Source organism: Stenotrophomonas sp. 71799_Sma (assembly GCF_056482505.1).
In genome coordinates this window covers 1,337,644-1,352,358 of sequence record NZ_CM151202.1, presented here as the reverse complement: position 1 = coordinate 1,352,358, position 14,715 = coordinate 1,337,644, and the positions used below count along the sequence as shown (strand labels likewise).

Here is a 14,715-nt window from a genome sequence, read left to right as displayed (position 1 = left end):
TCACACTCAGAACTCGGGATCCCAGTCGACCACGACCAGGTTGGCCTCGAAATCGACCGACTTGACGAAGTCCGGCTGCACGAACGGGATCATCCGCTCGCGGTCACCCCGGACCACCACCACGTCGTTGGCGCCGGTGCTGAACAGGTGCGAGACCTGGCCCAGGGCAACGCCCTCGGTGGTCTTCACGTCCAGGCCTTCCAGGTCCACCCAGTAATACTCATCGGGCTTCGGCGGTGGCAGGGCACTGCGGGCCACGTAGATCTCGGTGCCGCGCATCGCTTCGACGGTATCGCGGTCCTCGACGCCGGGGAACCGGGCGACCAGGTGCTTGCCACTGTCGCGGCCACGCACACCTTCAATCGTGGTTTCCACGCCGGACGGGCTGCGCACGATCCACGGCTGGTAACGGAAAATGGCGGAACGTGGCTCGGTCCAGGACTCGAGCTTGATCTCGCCGCGCACACCAAAAGCGCCGACAACCCTGCCCAGCAGGATGCGGCGCTCGATATCTTTCATCTGCTTCAACCAAGAGGGCCACGCCGAAGCGTGGCCCGTCAGGATCAGGCCGCAGCGGCCTGGGACTTGGTCGCTTCCTTGATCAGGTTGCGGACCTTGTCGGTCGGCTGGGCGCCGTTCTTGACCCAATGGTCAACGCGGGCCAGGTCCAGCTCGATGCGCTTCTCGGCGCCCTGGGCGACCGGGTTGTAGAAGCCAACGCGCTCGATGTTGCGGCCGTCGCGCGCGCTGCGCACGTCGGTGACGATGATGTGGTAGAACGGACGCTTCTTGGCGCCGCCGCGGGTCAGTCGAATCTTGACCATGGTGTTTTTCCTATTGCCCAGTCGCCAGGATGGCGAGGTAAGCGGGCGATTATAGCGGCAGAGCCCGGCCGAGCCAACCCCAAGGATGGCCTACCTTCACGGTAGCGCCGGGCCATGCCCGGCGGCATTCGTTCAGCAACGTGATGAATCTCCAGCTGACCCCGCCGACGTCCCCAAGGCAATAACGTCAGAGTGCTCCAGTGACAGGCTCCCGATGCAAGTCCAGCACGTCCATCTCCTGCTGCTGCAGCAGGTCATCAAATGCTTCGCTGCCAATCCGCTCGACAAGTTGTCGCTCGGATTCGTGGATGGCGATGCACTGCAGCCAGTTGATTGCCACCGGCGGGAACTGCAGTCCCGGGAACCTGGCGTCATTCCAGAAGAAGGGCGGCACCAGATAGACGTGCGGCATCCGGGTCGATGGGAAGTAGTCCTGCAGGATGTCCGGAATCACGCTACCAGGCCGCACCGCCGTACGATCACGCATGATCGCGAAAGCCGTCGAGGCGGCGACGTTGTCCCAATGCAGCGCGTCCTGTTCTGCACACGCGCACAGCTCGACGCGGGTTTCCAGTTCGTGACCCTCCGCATGACGTAGAACAAAATCCGACAGGCCGATGGAGGAGATGGACTTCAGCCCTGTTTCCGGAGAGCTGAACGTCGTGAGGATATCGACCGAACGCTGGCGATGATCATCGTGAAAGGCCTGGACCATGGGCCGCCCCTCACCGCCCATGATCTTGATTGCGTGCATCGCTACCGCGCGATGCTGCTCGGTGACCGTGCCCATATCTGATTGGAACTCCTGAGTGTTGTTCGCTGCGGAAGCATCCGCCGGGCATGGCCCGGCGCTGCCCGCTACAACGCTTCAAGGTAGCGCCGCGTCATGCCGAAGGACCGGCAGCCCGCGCGCCTCGTTCAGGAAAGCGGCTGCCACGGCACGCCCGCCAGCACCGCCCTGCCCTGTTCAGCCAGCGCCTGCGAGCCGGGCAGGACATGCCCGTCGATAGCTTCCAGCGCCCACAAGCCACTGGCATTGCACGCAAAAGCGGCCTTCACGCTATCCAGTTCAGCCAGTGCCAACGGCCGCGTCAGCTGTACCCCCGGCCAATGCTGCTTCAACAACGTCTCGGCAGTACCGCGCAGGGCCGGTGCCTGCGGCCAGAGCAGGCGCTCACCATCGTGAACGGCCAGGTTCCAGGTGCTGCCTTCGCTCACGTCGCCATCGGCGGTCACGAACAGCACATCGTCGAACCCTTCCGCCATCGCCGCACGGCGCTCGGCAAACAGTCCAAACGTACCGACGTGCTTGATCTGCGGCAGCTCGCGCTGCCACACCACGCTGCGCACCCGCTTTGGTGCGGTCAGCGCCACCGGCGCGGACACCGCCACCAGCACGTCCACCGGTACGGCCGCCAGCGGATTGCGGAAATCGAAGCGGCGCGAGTACACCGTCACCCGCAGCGAGGCATCGGCCAGGCCGGCCTGCTGCAGCGCCTGCGCCATCCAGCCCCGCACCTGCGCCGCGTCCAGTTCGCTGCCGAACAGTTCGCGCGTGGCCTGCGACAGCCGCGCCAGATGCAGGTCCAGTCCCTGCACGGCGTGACCGCGCACCTGCAGCGAGGTGAAGTGGCCGTAGTTGACCAGCGCAGGCAGCAGATCCTCCACCTGCGCCGGTTGGCCGTTGCAGGTCACGGTCATCGCAACAGCGCCTGCGCTTGGCTCCACATGCCGCGCAGCACGTCGGCGGCCGGTTGTGCTGGCGCCATCCACGCCGACTGCCCGGCCCAGGCCTGCATCGCGGCCAGCCGGTTTTCCTGCACGGCCTGCTTGCGCATCGGCGCGGTCAGGCCACGCTGCACCGGGTACGGGCGTGGCGCCGGTGCGCCTTCTGCAGCGGCGGCGCGCACATAGGGGGTCGCCAGGCCACGCCCCAGGCGGCCGCTGAAGGCGCGGGTCGGCCAGGTATCTTCGGGTTCGCTGGCCGCCAATCCATCGGCCCACGCCGAAGCGATCGCCGCTTCGGGCGTGCGCAGGAAGGCAGTGCCGATCTGCACGGCGCTGGCCCCCAAGGTGAGTGCGGCAGCAATGCCACGGCCGTCGGCGATACCGCCGGCGGCGATCACCGGAATCTGCAGGTGATCGGCCAGGCGTGGCAACAACGCAAACAGGCCGACCAGCTGGCGCTCGGCCATCGCCGGATCGAACGCACCGCGATGGCCACCGGCCTCCACGCCCTGTGCGACCACCGCGTCGGCACCGGCGTCCTGTGCCGCACGCGCTTCGGACAAGGTGGTCGCACAGGCGATCCAGGCAATGCCGGCATCCTTCAACTGCTGTACGTGGCGCGGCAGCAGCACGCCCATGATGGTCGAGGCCACCGCCGGGCGCGCCGCCAGCAGTGCGGCGAACTGTTCTTCGAAGTCGGCGGGCGTGGCATCGGCGGCGCTGGCCGGCACGTCCGGACCCCACTGCGCGAGGAAGGCGCGGCTGGCGGCTTCAGCGGCGACATCACGGGTCGGTGCCGGGTCCGGCACCCATAGGTTCACCTGTGCGGGGCCCGTCGAGGCAGCGCGGAAGTCATCCATCCAGTGGCCGATATCGGCCGATGACGACAGCACCGCGCCCATCGCCCCCATGCTGCCGGCATTGGCCAGCGCAGCCGACAACGGCACCGGGCAGGCGCCGGCCATCGGGGCCAGCAGGATCGGAACGGAAACGCCAAAGCGCCGGCAGAACGCCTCGACGCGGGAAGATACAGCGGAACTCTGCATGACGGCCCATCGTTTCGGACAGGCCCCCATGGTGCGCGCAGGACGGGGGTAGAGTCGAGCTTGCTCGACTCTACCTCGACCGGGGCACCGACAGAAAAGCAGTCGAGCATGGCTCGACTCTACAAAAAAAGCCGGTGTTCAACGCATCAACGGAACGGCATGCCGCGGCCGCCCATGGCGCCCATCATGCCCTTCATGCTGCGCAACATGCCCTTCATGCCGCCGCCGGCCATCTTGCTCATCATCTTTTCCATCTGCATGTACTGCTTCATCAGCTTGTTGACGTCGGCCGGGGTCACGCCCGAGCCCTTGGCGATGCGCGCGCGGCGCGAGCCGTTGAGCAGGTTCGGGTTGCGCCGTTCCTTCTTGGTCATCGAGCTGATGATGGCGATCATGCGCGGCACTTCCTTGCCCTGGCTGACCTGCTGCTTCAGATGGTCGGGGATGTTGCCCAGGCCCGGCAGCTTGTCCATCAGGCCGCCGATGCCGCCCATGTTCTGCATCTGCTCCAGCTGGTCACGCATGTCGTTCAGGTCGAACTTCTTGCCCTTGGCGACCTTCTCGGCCAGCTTGGCCGCCTTGTCCTTGTCAACCTGCTGCTCGACCTGCTCGACCAGCGACAGCACGTCGCCCATGTCGAGGATGCGGCTGGCGATACGGTCCGGGTGGAACACGTCCAGGCCTTCCGGCTTCTCGCTGACACCGACGAACTTGATCGGCTTGCCGGTGATGTAGCGCACGCTCAGCGCGGCACCGCCACGGGCGTCACCGTCGGTCTTGGTCAGCACCACGCCGGTCAGCGGCAGGGCGTCGCCGAAGGCCTTGGCGGTGTTGGCCGCGTCCTGGCCGGTCATGGCGTCGACCACGAACAGGGTTTCGGCCGGATTCACCGCCGCGTGCAGGGCCTTGATCTCGGCCATCATTGCTTCGTCGATGGCCAGGCGGCCGGCGGTATCGACCAGCAGCACGTCGACGAACGACTTGCGTGCATCGTCGATGGCGGCGCGGACGATGGCTTCCGGCTTCTGGTCGGCGCTGGACGGGAAGAACAGCACGCCGACCTGCTCGGCCAGGGTCTTCAGCTGCTCGATCGCGGCCGGACGGTAGACGTCGGCCGAGACCACCATCACCTTCTTCTTGCGCTTTTCCTTCAGGTGCTTGGCCAGCTTGCCCACCGTGGTGGTCTTGCCGGCGCCCTGCAGGCCCGCCATCAGGATGATGGCCGGAGCGGGCACATTGAGGTTCAGGTCGCTGGCTTCGGCGCCCATCACCGCGGTCAGCTCGTCGCGCACGACCTTGATCAGGGCCTGGCCCGGGGTCAGCGACTTCAGCACTTCCTGGCCGACCGCCCGCACCTTGATGCGTTCGATCAGGGCCTGCACCACCGGCAGCGCAACGTCGGCTTCGAGCAGCGCGATGCGGACCTCACGGGTGGCCTCGCGGATGTTCTCCTCGGTCAGGCGGCCGCGGCCACGCAGGCGCTCGATGGTGCCGGAAAGGCGCTGGGTCAGGGACTCGAACATGCGGTACGACCTGTCTGAAAACGGGGGACAATAAGGCAGACAGTATAACGGGTCCGCTCCCCTCTCCGGACTGCGACCACGGGGCCGTCGCCAGCATCACGGGGGTATGCGAAACTGCAACGATGTTAATCGTTCTCATCGCCGCCCTGCTCTACCTGGCCGCCAGCGCCCTGCTGGTGCGTGCGCTTGGCCGCGATGAAAGCACCGGCTCCCCCGCCTGGCTGTGGCCCGCCCTGCCGGCGATGCTGCTGCACGGCGGCTACCACGTGATGGTGGCCATGCGCACCAACGGCGGGCCGGACATGCACTTCTTCGCCGCACTGTCGCTGGTCGGCCTGGGCATGGCCTGGCTGACCTCGCTGGTCGGTGCGCGCGGGCGCATGTCGGCACTGGGCGTGGTGGTGTTCCCGCTGGCCGCGGTACTGCTGCTGGCTTACCACGGCTACGGCCACGAACCGAGCAAGGTGCTGGGCTGGCGCCTGGCCAGCCACGCCTGGCTGGCGCTGCTGGCCTACGCCACGCTGAGCATCGCCGCGCTGCTGGCGATCATGCTGTGGCTGCAGGAACGCGCCCTGCGCCGCCGCGAGTTCCGCCCGTGGCTGCGCGCCCTGCCGCCGCTGGCCGACCTGGAATCGCTGCTGTTCCGGGTGATCACCGTCGGCTTCGCGCTGCTGACCCTGACCCTGGTCACCGGTGTGCTGTTCGTCGACGACCTGCTGGCGCAGAAGCTGGTGCACAAGACCGTGCTGAGCGTGCTGTCGTGGATCGTGTTCGGCGTGCTGCTGATCGGCCGTCGCCGCTACGGCTGGCGCGGCATGAAGGCGGTGCACTGGACGCTGGCAGCGATGCTGTTGCTGCTGCTGGCCTTCTTCGGCAGCCAGTTCGCGATCGAACTGGTGTTCGGGCATTCGCGATAGCGGTGTGCCGGCCAACGGTCGGCACCCACCCCGGTAGTGCCGGCCGCTGGCCGGCAACAGGACCGCACCCTGCGTGGATGCCGCAGACGGTCAAGGCAGCGGCTGGGCCAGGATCTTCCGTACCGAGCGACCGCTGTTGGTGAGGATGTCGTCCACCTGCCAGCAACCCTGGCCCTGGCGCACCATCGGCAGCCGGGTCACGTAGGCCGTGTTCCATACCGAATAGCGCATCTCGACCTGGCCGGACGTCGCCGAGGCCTCTTTCCAGATGTAGCGCACCGGACTCTCGATGTCGCCATCCTGCGCATCCAGCCACGGGTCCGAATCGACGGTGCAGATGCCTTCCTCGCGCGTCTGGCAGGCGCGCTCGCCACGCAGGGCCTTGCCGAAGGCCGGGCTGACCAGCGCCGGCGGCGGTTCCAGCAGATCGCCATTGCCGGTGGTTGCCTCGTAGAAGGCACGGGCGACAGCCACTGGTTCCTGGCAGGCCGGTGCGGCCTGCACGGCGGGGGCCAGCAGCAGCCCGGCGATCATGAACATCCCTGTCTTCCGCATGTATTTCTCCTTGAGGTAGTGCCGGCCGCTGGCCGGCAACACAGGATATCCCGGCGCTGCCGGCCAGCGGCCGGCACTACCCGATACCCGGCTTACAAGCCGTAACGCTCGATCACGTCCAGGTGCGGCTGGCGATCCTGGTCGCAGGCTTCGGCCAGGCGCAGCCAGCAATGCGGATGCGGCCACTTCGCGGTTTCCTGCTGCAGGAAGCGGTGCAGCGCCAGCGGCGCATGGTCCTGCGGCTGGGCGACCGTGAACAGCAGGCCCGGCAGCGTGCCCTCCTCCTCGCCCGGATCGGTCACGGTGTAATCCGGGCGGCTGTGCGACCACACCTGCCAGCCCTGCGCCTCGGCCGCTGCGACGAAAGCATTCCACGCCTCTTCGCCCGGGTGTGCGCCGTCAATCAGCCAACTGCGGGCGAAGCCGCCGCGCTCCAGCACATGCACCTGCGCATAGGTCGGGATGAAGTGCTCGCGCGCTTCTTCCTCCTCCGGCGCCGGGTGCACCAGCGCAGCATCGAACACCACCCAGTCGCCCACCTGCTGGGCGCGGTTGGCCGGTGCGTTCTCGACGATACGCGCGGTGACCGGGCCACTGCGGCGCGCGTAGTACTCCATCGGCTCGCCGTTCTCTTCGCTGCGGATGATCACCCAGCCCCACGGCTCCTCGACCACGCCGTCCTGGCTGGACAGCTCCATGCCGATCGCCGCCGCCGAGCGGCGCACCGCATCCCAGTCGCGTGCCGCGCTGGCCGCGCTCATGTGGTCCCAGTGTGCGGCGTTGGGTTCTTCCAGCAGCTCCACCAGCTGCGCATAGCAGGCCTGCGCCTCGCTGAAGCGACCGGTTTCCATGTACATCCGCGCCAGCGTACCGCGTGCGCCATGCGAGCCCGGCGAGGCCGCCAGCAGCGCCTGCGCGGCCTGCTCCAGTGCCGGCCAGTCGGACACGCGACGGGCGCGCTGCACCTCGCACCAGTGCGCGAACACCGGCACGCTGCCACGATAGAGATCAGCCAACTGGCGCAGGCCTGCATCGTCGCCCTGCTCGGTCAGCCAGCGCATCAGCGTGTAGGCGGCCGGGCCATCATCCTGCGTGTGTGCGCGCACGAAGCGCCACAGCAATGCGCGCGCTTCCGTCTGCGCCCCACAGGCGCTCAGCGCGGAGGCAGCCATCTCGGCCAGCGCCTCGTCATCTGGCAGCTGCGCCTGTGCCTGCAGCAGCCACTGCGCCTCACGTTCGGGATCGCGCGACTGGTTCTGCTCTCCCTGCTCGTTCAGCCAAACCAGTAGTTCAGCGGCTGGCACCGGCAGCGGCGCCACATCCGGCAATGCATCGATGCGTGCCGCCAGGCCGGCCACCAGCGCAGCCGCCCCACGGTCCTGGCGCAGCTGTGCCAGATGGGTACGCGCCAGTTCCAGCTGGCGCATCGCCACCCAGCGTGCGCCACGCTGCAGGGCCAGCTCCAGGCTCAGCGCAGCGACTTCGATCAGCAGGCGGTGCGAGCCAACCTCGGCAAAGTGTTCGATGATGGTGTTGAAGCGCGTACCCAGGTCCCAGGTATTGCGTGCGGGATCACGCCGGCACAGCGCTGCGGCGGTGTTCGCCCACAGCCGCCAGTAGGTAGGCGTCAGCTCGCTCCACGGCACCAGCTGCTGCAAGGCCTCTTCGTCGCGGTCCAGCTGGGCCAGCGCCCACGCCTTGGACAGGCGGCGCGGCACCGTGCAGTTGGCCGGCTCGTACTCGCCGGACGCGGCCACTTCGGCCTCGCGCTTCTCGATCAGCAGCAGCGCTTCTTCGGCGCGGCCCATGCCCAGCAGGATCTTGATCTGCATCTCCGGGAAGCTGTCGAACACTTCCTTGCCGCAGGCCTCGATCGCGTCGGACTGCACCTGCAGGTAATCCAGTGCCTCCTGGCCGCGGCCATCATCAAGCAGTGCATCGGCCTTTTCGCAGCTCAGGCACTGGAAGCAGGCCCAGCTCGGGTCGATGCGGCCCAGCGTCTCGTCGCACACCTCGATGCGCTCCGGCACCCAGCCGGGGCCATCGATGTTGCCGTAGCAGGCGGCAAGATCCTGGGTCACGCAGATCGACTGCGGGCATTCCAGGGTGTCCTCGCGATGCGCACGCTCGAACAGCGCCACGGCTTCGCCCAGCGCGCTCTCGCCTTCGACGCGGTTGCCGACGCGGTTGCGCAGCGCCCAGTGGCCGACGTAGACGTCGACCCACGGGTTGTCCAGCGCCTTGCCCAGCGCTCGCGCTTCGGGCAGCAGCGCGTCGACGCGGTCGACACGCAGTTCACTCACCTCGTCGGCGAGGCGGTTCAGCAGGTGCGCATTCTGCGCCTGGCCGGCCTGGCGCAGGTCACCCTGCAGTTTTTCGACCCAGTTCCAGATGTCCATGGGGTAAGTACTCCTGTCTAGCGAAGGCTGGATGAGAGGATGCGGTGCTCAGCGCAGCATCTGCTGCAGGGCACCGGCGATATCGGTGAAGGCGCCGTTGAGATCCGGGCCGGGCGTGGCGGTCGCGCGGGCCAGTGGACGGCCCTGCGCGGCGACGATGATCTTCAGTGAGCGCAGCAGGCGCGCTGCGGCTTCGGCCTGCGGGTGGCCGTCGCGCTGGGCGCGCAGCAGCGCCTGCACCGCCGGGTTGTCGAGGTTGAGGTACAGCCGCGATGGCGCACGCGATTCGATGCGCGCGGTGAACTGACGCGCCAGGCGCAGCGCCGCCATTGAAACGCGCTTGTCGTTCTCATCGTCTTCCAGGCGCTGCTTCAGCTCGGCTTCGCGGTCGGGCACCACCACCACCGGCAGCGACTCGGGACTGAAGCGTGCCGGCAGCAATTGTTCGCCGTCACCCAGCTGCTCGCGCAGCCATGCCAGCTGCGCCTCGTCGAGGCTGTCATCGCTGCGGAACAGCGCGCGGTTGCCCTGCTCGGTGCCGAGCTCGACCAGACGCAGTCCCTTGGCCTGGGCCCAGCGGCGCAGGAATGGCACCACCGCATAGCGATGGCCATGCGCGACCGGCACGCCCATCGCACGGAACAGCATTTCCTCGAAGCCGCCGCCGTTGTCGAGGATCACGTGCACGGCACCGCGTGCGGGCAGCGCACTGGCCGGCAGGTCACCCTGCGAAGTCGGCACGCGCACGTGCTCCAGCAACAGGTCGAACAGGCGGTCATCGCACAGCGCCGCGCCCAGCAGGGCCTCGTTGTGGCGGCTCAATACGCGTCGCCACGCCTCTGGCTGCTGCCGCGCAACGTCGGCCAAGCCGTCGATCAGCGCCTCCAGCAACGCATGCTGCACGGCGCGGTACTGGTCATCGCGCTGCAGGTCTTCGCGGCTGGCGGTGGGCGTGAGCCGCGAGGATTCGATCACCCCGCCGATGAAGCCCGCCCACGGCGGCAGCAGGTCGCGGGCGTCGTCGTCCAGCAGCATGCCGCGCACGAACACCGACAGGTTGCGGTTATCGCTGGTGCCGTAGGTAGCACCGTCCTGCACCCACAGCAGGCCGGTGGCATCACTGCTGCTATCAGCGCGCAACGGCACGGTGACGATCGGCTCGAAATCATGTTCGAAACGCGCCGCGAACTGCAGCGCCTGGCGACGCGCCTGCACCGGATGCAGGGCCACATCGCCCTGGCCGCGCCACGGCGGCGGCTCGGGGTTGAGCGCCTCGCCTGCAGCACCGATGAAGATCGGCTCGGACAGCAGCGCGCAGTAGCGACCCAGCACTTCGTGCAGGCGCGCCTCGTTGGCCAGCGGCAGGAAGTCCGGATGCAGCTCCAGTTCCACCTCGGTGCCGACCGCGCGTGCCGGCACTTCGCTGACGGTGTACTGCTCGGCGTTGCTGGACACGTACAGATGGCCCAGTTCCGGCGTCTGGTACGAGGTGGTGCGCACGCTGACCCGGCGCGCCAGCACGAAGGCCGACAGGAAGCCGAGGCCGAACATGCCGATCAGGCCCTCATCGTCCTCGCCACCCTGGCGCAGGCCGCGGGTGTAGCCGACGCCGACGGTGGCCAGGTAGTCATGGATCTCCTGGCGGGTCAGGCCGGCGCCGGTATCGATGATGCGCAGCACGCCGGCAGCGGCATCGACCTGCACCGAAATGCGCGATGGCACTTCGATGCCGGGCTGTTCGATGCGGCGGCGGATGATCGAGTCGTGCGCGTTCTGCACCAGCTCACGCAGCGCCACCACCGGGGTGGAATAGAGGTGCTTGCCCAGCACCGTCATCAGTCCATTGAGATCGACCCCGGCGCGACGGATTTCGGCGTTGGGGGCGGTGAGCGCGGTGTCCTGCATGTAATCGTTTACTCCTGGGCACGGAAAGACGCCAGAGGGCGTCTTCGTCGAGCGGGAAAAACTAGCACAGGGAGGCTGACCGTTACCGTGTCGGCCGCCGTATTCCACGTGCGCGGTGGTGACGCCGGGCCATGCCCGGCGCGATCACGCCGCGTCGATAGCCTCGGACAGGCGCTCCACCGCGATCACTTCCATGCCCTTCACCGAGCCGCCCTTGGGCGCATTGGCCTTGGGCACGATGGCGCGCTTGAAACCATGGGTGGCGGCCTCGCGCAGGCGGTCTTCGCCATTGGGTACCGGTCGGATCTCGCCGGACAGGCCAACCTCGCCAAACGCAATCGTCTTTTCCGCCAGCGGCCGGTCCTGCAGCGAGGACAGCACCGCCAGCAGCACCGGCAGGTCGGCTGCGGTCTCCTGTACGCGGATACCCCCGACCACATTGACGAACACGTCCTGGTCGCCGACCAGCACGCCACCATGACGGTGCAGCACGGCCAGCAGCATGGCCAGGCGGTTCTGCTCCAGGCCGACTGCGACACGGCGCGGGTTCGACAGCGGCGAGGCATCCACCAGCGCCTGCACTTCAACCAGCAGCGGCCGGGTGCCCTCGCGGGTGACCATCACGCAGCTGCCGGGTTGGTGGGTACTGCCGCCGGACAGGAAGATCGCCGACGGATTGGAGACTTCCTTCAGGCCCTTGTCGCCCATCGCGAACACGCCCAGCTCGTTGACCGCACCGAAGCGGTTCTTGAACGCGCGCAGCAGGCGGAAGCGGCTGCCGCTCTCGCCTTCGAAGTACAGCACCGCATCGACCATGTGTTCGAGCACGCGCGGGCCGGCGATACCGCCCTCCTTGGTCACGTGGCCGACCAGGAACACGGCGGTGCCGGTCTCCTTGGCGAAACGCACCAGCCGCGCCGCGCTCTCGCGCACCTGGCTGACCGAGCCGGGCGCGGCGGTCAGGCTCTCGGTCCACAGGGTCTGCACGGAGTCGGCCACGATCAGCCGTGGGCCGGCCTTGGACGCATGCTGCAGGATCGACTCGACGCCGGTCTCGGCCAGCGCGTTGACACCATCCAGCGGCAATTCCAGCCGGTGTGCGCGGCCGGCCACCTGGGCCAGCGACTCCTCGCCCGTGACGTACAGCACCGGCAGCTCGGCCGCCATCTTCGCCACCGCCTGCAGCAGCAGGGTCGACTTGCCGATGCCCGGGTCGCCACCAACCAGTACCACCGCGCCCTCGACCAGGCCACCGCCCAGCACGCGATCGAACTCGCCGATGCCGGTCGAGACACGGCGATGCTCGGTCTGCTCCACGTCCTTCAGAGCGGTGATCTTCGGCGGGTCGATCTTGCCGGCCCAGCCGGCCCGGCGCGACGCGGGCGCCTTGGCCGCCGCCGCGCTCTCCAGCACGATTTCCGACAGCGAGTTCCAGGCGTTGCACTCGGTGCACTGGCCCTGCCACTTGCTGAATTCGGCGCCGCAATCATTGCAGACGTAGGCGGTGCGGGCTTTTGCCATTGGATGATTTCCAGCAACGGGAACAGGCGTGGCAGGATAGCCGAGCCGGGTCGCAGGTGCTGCGACCGCTCAAGTCCCGCCCACCCGCGCCGATAGCTGTCGCGGGCGTGCGCCTTGCGGGCGCCCCTCCCTCCCCCTCTGGATTCAACATGACTGGCAGTTACAGTCAGAGCCTGGTCGCCATCTCCCTGCTGGTGGCCATTCTTGCTTCGTACACGGCGCTGGACATGGCCGGCCGCCTGGCCACGGCCGAGGGCCGCGTGGCCCGCTGGTGGCTGGCCGGCGGCGCGGCGGCGATGGGCCTGGGTATCTGGTCGATGCATTTCATCGGCATGCTGGCCTTCGACCTGCCGATCCCGGTCGGCTACGACCTCGGCATCACCCTGTATTCGCTTGCAGTGTCGATCGGCGCTTCGGCCTATGCGCTGTGGCTGGTGTCGCGACCCAGCCTGCCCTGGCGACGACTGCTGGCCGGCGCCGTGCTGATGGGCCTGGGCATTGCCACCATGCACTACCTCGGCATGGCCGCGATGCGCATGCAGCCGGGTATCGACTATCACCCGGGCTGGTTCGCCGCCTCCATTGCAGTAGCCATCGGTGCCGCCGGCGCGGCGCTGTGGATCGCCTTCCGCCTGCGTTCCGAGCAGCGCCACACCACGCGCCTGCGCGCACTGGCCTCGCTGGTGATGGGCCTGGCCATCGTCGGCATGCATTACACCGGCATGGCCGCCGCACGCTTCCCCGAAGGCAGCATCTGCGGCGCGGTCGGCAGCGGCGGCATCGACACGCGCTGGCTGGCAGTGCTGGTGATCGTCACCACTGTAGCCACGCTGGGTATCGCCCTGGTCGCCTCGCTGTTCGATCGGCAGATGCGCGTGCGCACCGGGCTGCTGGCCGATTCACTGGCACACGCCAACGACAAGCTGATCCAGGCCGCCCTGCATGACCCGCTGACCCAGCTGCCCAACCGCATGCTGCTGCAGGACCGCATCGAGCAGGCCATCGAAAAGGCGCGCCGCCGCGGCCGCGCAGTGGCGGTGATGTTCTGCGACCTGGACGGCTTCAAGGCGGTCAACGATGCCTACGGCCACCAATTGGGCGACCGCCTGCTGGTGGCGGTGGCACAGCGCATCGGCGGCCTGCTGCGGCCGCAGGACACGTTCGCGCGCCTCGGCGGCGACGAGTTCGTGATCGTGCTGGCCATCGACACCCCGGACGATGCGGTGGTGGTGGCCGAACGCATCATCGCCGCTGCCGGCGAACCATTCACCCTGGATGCCGCCGAACTGCAGGTCAGCGCCAGTCTCGGCATCGCCCTGTACCCGGATGACGCCAGCAACGAGCGCGAACTGATGGCGCACGCCGATGCGGCGATGTACCACACCAAGGAAACCGGCCGGAACGGCTATACCTTCTTCACCCCGTCGATGCAGCTCAGCGCCAACCGCCAACTGCGCCTGCTGCAGGACCTGCGCAAGGCGATCGCGCGTGACGAGCTGCTGCTGCACTACCAGCCGAAGTTCCCGGCCGCTGGCGCACCAGCTACCGGCGCCGAGGCGCTGCTGCGCTGGCAGCACCCGGAACTGGGCCTGCTGGCGCCGGATGTGTTCATTCCCATCGCCGAGCGCAGTGGCCTGATCCTGCCGATCGGTGACTGGGTACTGGACCGTGCCTGTGCACAGCTGCGTGCATGGCACGAGGCCGGGCATACCGGATGGTCGATGGCGGTGAACCTGTCGCCGCTGCAGTTCTCCTCGCCGGCCCTGCTGGACAGCGTGCGCGAGGTGCTGCAGCGGCACCGGATCGAGCCGGCGCGGTTGACCCTGGAGATCACCGAGACCACGGCGATGAAGGATGTCGACGCCAGCCTGGCGATTCTCAACGATCTGACCGCGATGGGCGTGCATATCGCCATCGACGATTTCGGCACCGGCTATTCCAGCCTGCTGTACCTGAAGCGGATGCCGGCCACCGAACTGAAGATCGACCGTGCGTTCGTGCATGACCTGGAACGCAACGACGAGGATGCCGCCATCGTGTCGTCGATCATCGCGCTGGGCCGCACCCTGCAGCTGCAGGTGGTAGCCGAAGGCGTGGAGACGCAGGCGCAGCGCGAATACCTGAGCGAACTGGGCTGCGACCAGCTGCAGGGCTATCACCTGGGCCGGCCTATGGATGCCGAAGAGTTCCTGCGCCGGGTGGCGGGGTAGAGCCGGCCGCCGGCCGGCTTCCCGCGATTGCCGGCCAGCGGCCGGCACTACCCATATCCGCAGACAAACAAAAAGGCCGCCCGAAGG

The 14,715-nt window shown here is 67.9% G+C and carries 12 protein-coding genes; 2 read left to right on the top strand and 10 right to left on the bottom strand.

Features of this window, described 5'->3' with window-relative positions; all coding sequences use genetic code 11:
- Positions 1-6 precede the first annotated feature (6 nt).
- The 6 genes from rimM to ffh all read right to left on the bottom strand — a co-directional run bounded on the left by rimM (position 7) and on the right by ffh (position 5,121).
- Complete coding sequence (gene rimM / locus ACZK4Z_RS06260; RefSeq protein WP_005408595.1) at positions 7-519, bottom strand: ribosome maturation factor RimM; 513 nt, start codon at positions 517-519, stop codon at positions 7-9.
- A 44-nt stretch (positions 520-563) separates the two neighbouring features.
- Positions 564-824, bottom strand: a complete 261-nt coding sequence (gene rpsP / locus ACZK4Z_RS06255) for a 30S ribosomal protein S16 (protein ID WP_005415733.1) — start codon at positions 822-824, stop codon at positions 564-566.
- Between the two features lie 187 nt (positions 825-1,011).
- The gene (locus tag ACZK4Z_RS06250) at positions 1,012-1,614 is read right to left on the bottom strand and encodes a suppressor of fused domain protein (protein ID WP_478451239.1); all 603 of its coding nucleotides are present in this window, start codon (positions 1,612-1,614) and stop codon (positions 1,012-1,014) included.
- A gap of 128 nt (positions 1,615-1,742) precedes the next feature.
- Positions 1,743-2,525: an aminotransferase class IV family protein gene (locus tag ACZK4Z_RS06245; RefSeq protein ID WP_478451237.1), complete on the bottom strand. Its 783-nt coding sequence runs from the start codon at positions 2,523-2,525 to the stop codon at positions 1,743-1,745.
- Entirely contained in the window at positions 2,522-3,598 is a 1,077-nt protein-coding gene (locus ACZK4Z_RS06240; protein ID WP_478451235.1) for an NAD(P)H-dependent flavin oxidoreductase, read from the bottom strand. Before ACZK4Z_RS06240 ends, ACZK4Z_RS06245 begins: the two co-directional genes overlap by 4 nt.
- Positions 3,599-3,744: 146 nt before the next feature.
- Positions 3,745-5,121 (bottom strand): signal recognition particle protein, encoded by a 1,377-nt coding sequence (gene ffh, locus ACZK4Z_RS06235; RefSeq protein ID WP_005408591.1) that lies wholly within the window; start codon positions 5,119-5,121, stop codon positions 3,745-3,747.
- Between the two features lie 122 nt (positions 5,122-5,243).
- Here ffh and ACZK4Z_RS06230 point away from each other — a divergent pair, with 122 nt between their 5' ends.
- Positions 5,244-6,038: a cytochrome C assembly family protein gene (locus ACZK4Z_RS06230; protein ID WP_012510433.1), complete on the top strand. Its 795-nt coding sequence runs from the start codon at positions 5,244-5,246 to the stop codon at positions 6,036-6,038.
- A gap of 90 nt (positions 6,039-6,128) precedes the next feature.
- Here the strand turns inward: ACZK4Z_RS06230 and ACZK4Z_RS06225 are convergent, their stop codons facing one another.
- From ACZK4Z_RS06225 to radA, 4 genes are all read right to left on the bottom strand, one after another.
- Positions 6,129-6,593, bottom strand: a complete 465-nt coding sequence (locus ACZK4Z_RS06225; protein WP_253143370.1) for a YbjP/YqhG family protein — start codon at positions 6,591-6,593, stop codon at positions 6,129-6,131.
- Positions 6,594-6,685: 92 nt separating this feature from the next.
- Positions 6,686-8,992, bottom strand: coding sequence for a tetratricopeptide repeat protein (locus tag ACZK4Z_RS06220; protein WP_478451233.1), 2,307 nt, complete (start codon positions 8,990-8,992; stop codon positions 6,686-6,688).
- Positions 8,993-9,040: 48 nt separating this feature from the next.
- On the bottom strand, positions 9,041-10,897 hold the full coding sequence (locus tag ACZK4Z_RS06215) for an ATP-binding protein (RefSeq protein WP_125894535.1): 1,857 nt from the start codon (positions 10,895-10,897) through the stop codon (positions 9,041-9,043).
- 144 nt (positions 10,898-11,041) lie between these two features.
- Positions 11,042-12,418 carry a DNA repair protein RadA gene (radA, locus tag ACZK4Z_RS06210; protein ID WP_125894537.1) on the bottom strand — a complete coding sequence of 459 codons (1,377 nt, stop codon included), beginning with the start codon at positions 12,416-12,418 and terminating at the stop codon, positions 11,042-11,044.
- 149 nt (positions 12,419-12,567) lie between these two features.
- Here radA and ACZK4Z_RS06205 point away from each other — a divergent pair, with 149 nt between their 5' ends.
- The gene (locus ACZK4Z_RS06205) at positions 12,568-14,628 is read left to right on the top strand and encodes a putative bifunctional diguanylate cyclase/phosphodiesterase (RefSeq protein WP_125894539.1); all 2,061 of its coding nucleotides are present in this window, start codon (positions 12,568-12,570) and stop codon (positions 14,626-14,628) included.
- Positions 14,629-14,715 lie beyond the last annotated feature (87 nt).

Excerpts from the sequence above, each read along its gene's own strand:
- ACZK4Z_RS06245 (WP_478451237.1), bottom strand. The coding sequence starts at position 2,525 with ATGACCGTGACCTGCAACGGCCAACCGGCGCAGGTGGAGGATCTGCTG.
- ACZK4Z_RS06240 (WP_478451235.1), bottom strand. The coding sequence starts at position 3,598 with ATGCAGAGTTCCGCTGTATCTTCCCGCGTCGAGGCGTTCTGCCGGCGC.
- rpsP (WP_005415733.1), bottom strand. The coding sequence starts at position 824 with ATGGTCAAGATTCGACTGACCCGCGGCGGCGCCAAGAAGCGTCCGTTC.
- ACZK4Z_RS06230 (WP_012510433.1), top strand. The coding sequence starts at position 5,244 with ATGTTAATCGTTCTCATCGCCGCCCTGCTCTACCTGGCCGCCAGCGCC.
- ACZK4Z_RS06220 (WP_478451233.1), bottom strand. The coding sequence starts at position 8,992 with ATGGACATCTGGAACTGGGTCGAAAAACTGCAGGGTGACCTGCGCCAG.
- rimM (WP_005408595.1), bottom strand. The coding sequence starts at position 519 with ATGAAAGATATCGAGCGCCGCATCCTGCTGGGCAGGGTTGTCGGCGCT.
- ffh (WP_005408591.1), bottom strand. The coding sequence starts at position 5,121 with ATGTTCGAGTCCCTGACCCAGCGCCTTTCCGGCACCATCGAGCGCCTG.
- ACZK4Z_RS06205 (WP_125894539.1), top strand. The coding sequence starts at position 12,568 with ATGACTGGCAGTTACAGTCAGAGCCTGGTCGCCATCTCCCTGCTGGTG.
- radA (WP_125894537.1), bottom strand. The coding sequence starts at position 12,418 with ATGGCAAAAGCCCGCACCGCCTACGTCTGCAATGATTGCGGCGCCGAA.
- ACZK4Z_RS06215 (WP_125894535.1), bottom strand. The coding sequence starts at position 10,897 with ATGCAGGACACCGCGCTCACCGCCCCCAACGCCGAAATCCGTCGCGCC.
- ACZK4Z_RS06225 (WP_253143370.1), bottom strand. The coding sequence starts at position 6,593 with ATGCGGAAGACAGGGATGTTCATGATCGCCGGGCTGCTGCTGGCCCCC.
- ACZK4Z_RS06250 (WP_478451239.1), bottom strand. The coding sequence starts at position 1,614 with ATGGGCACGGTCACCGAGCAGCATCGCGCGGTAGCGATGCACGCAATC.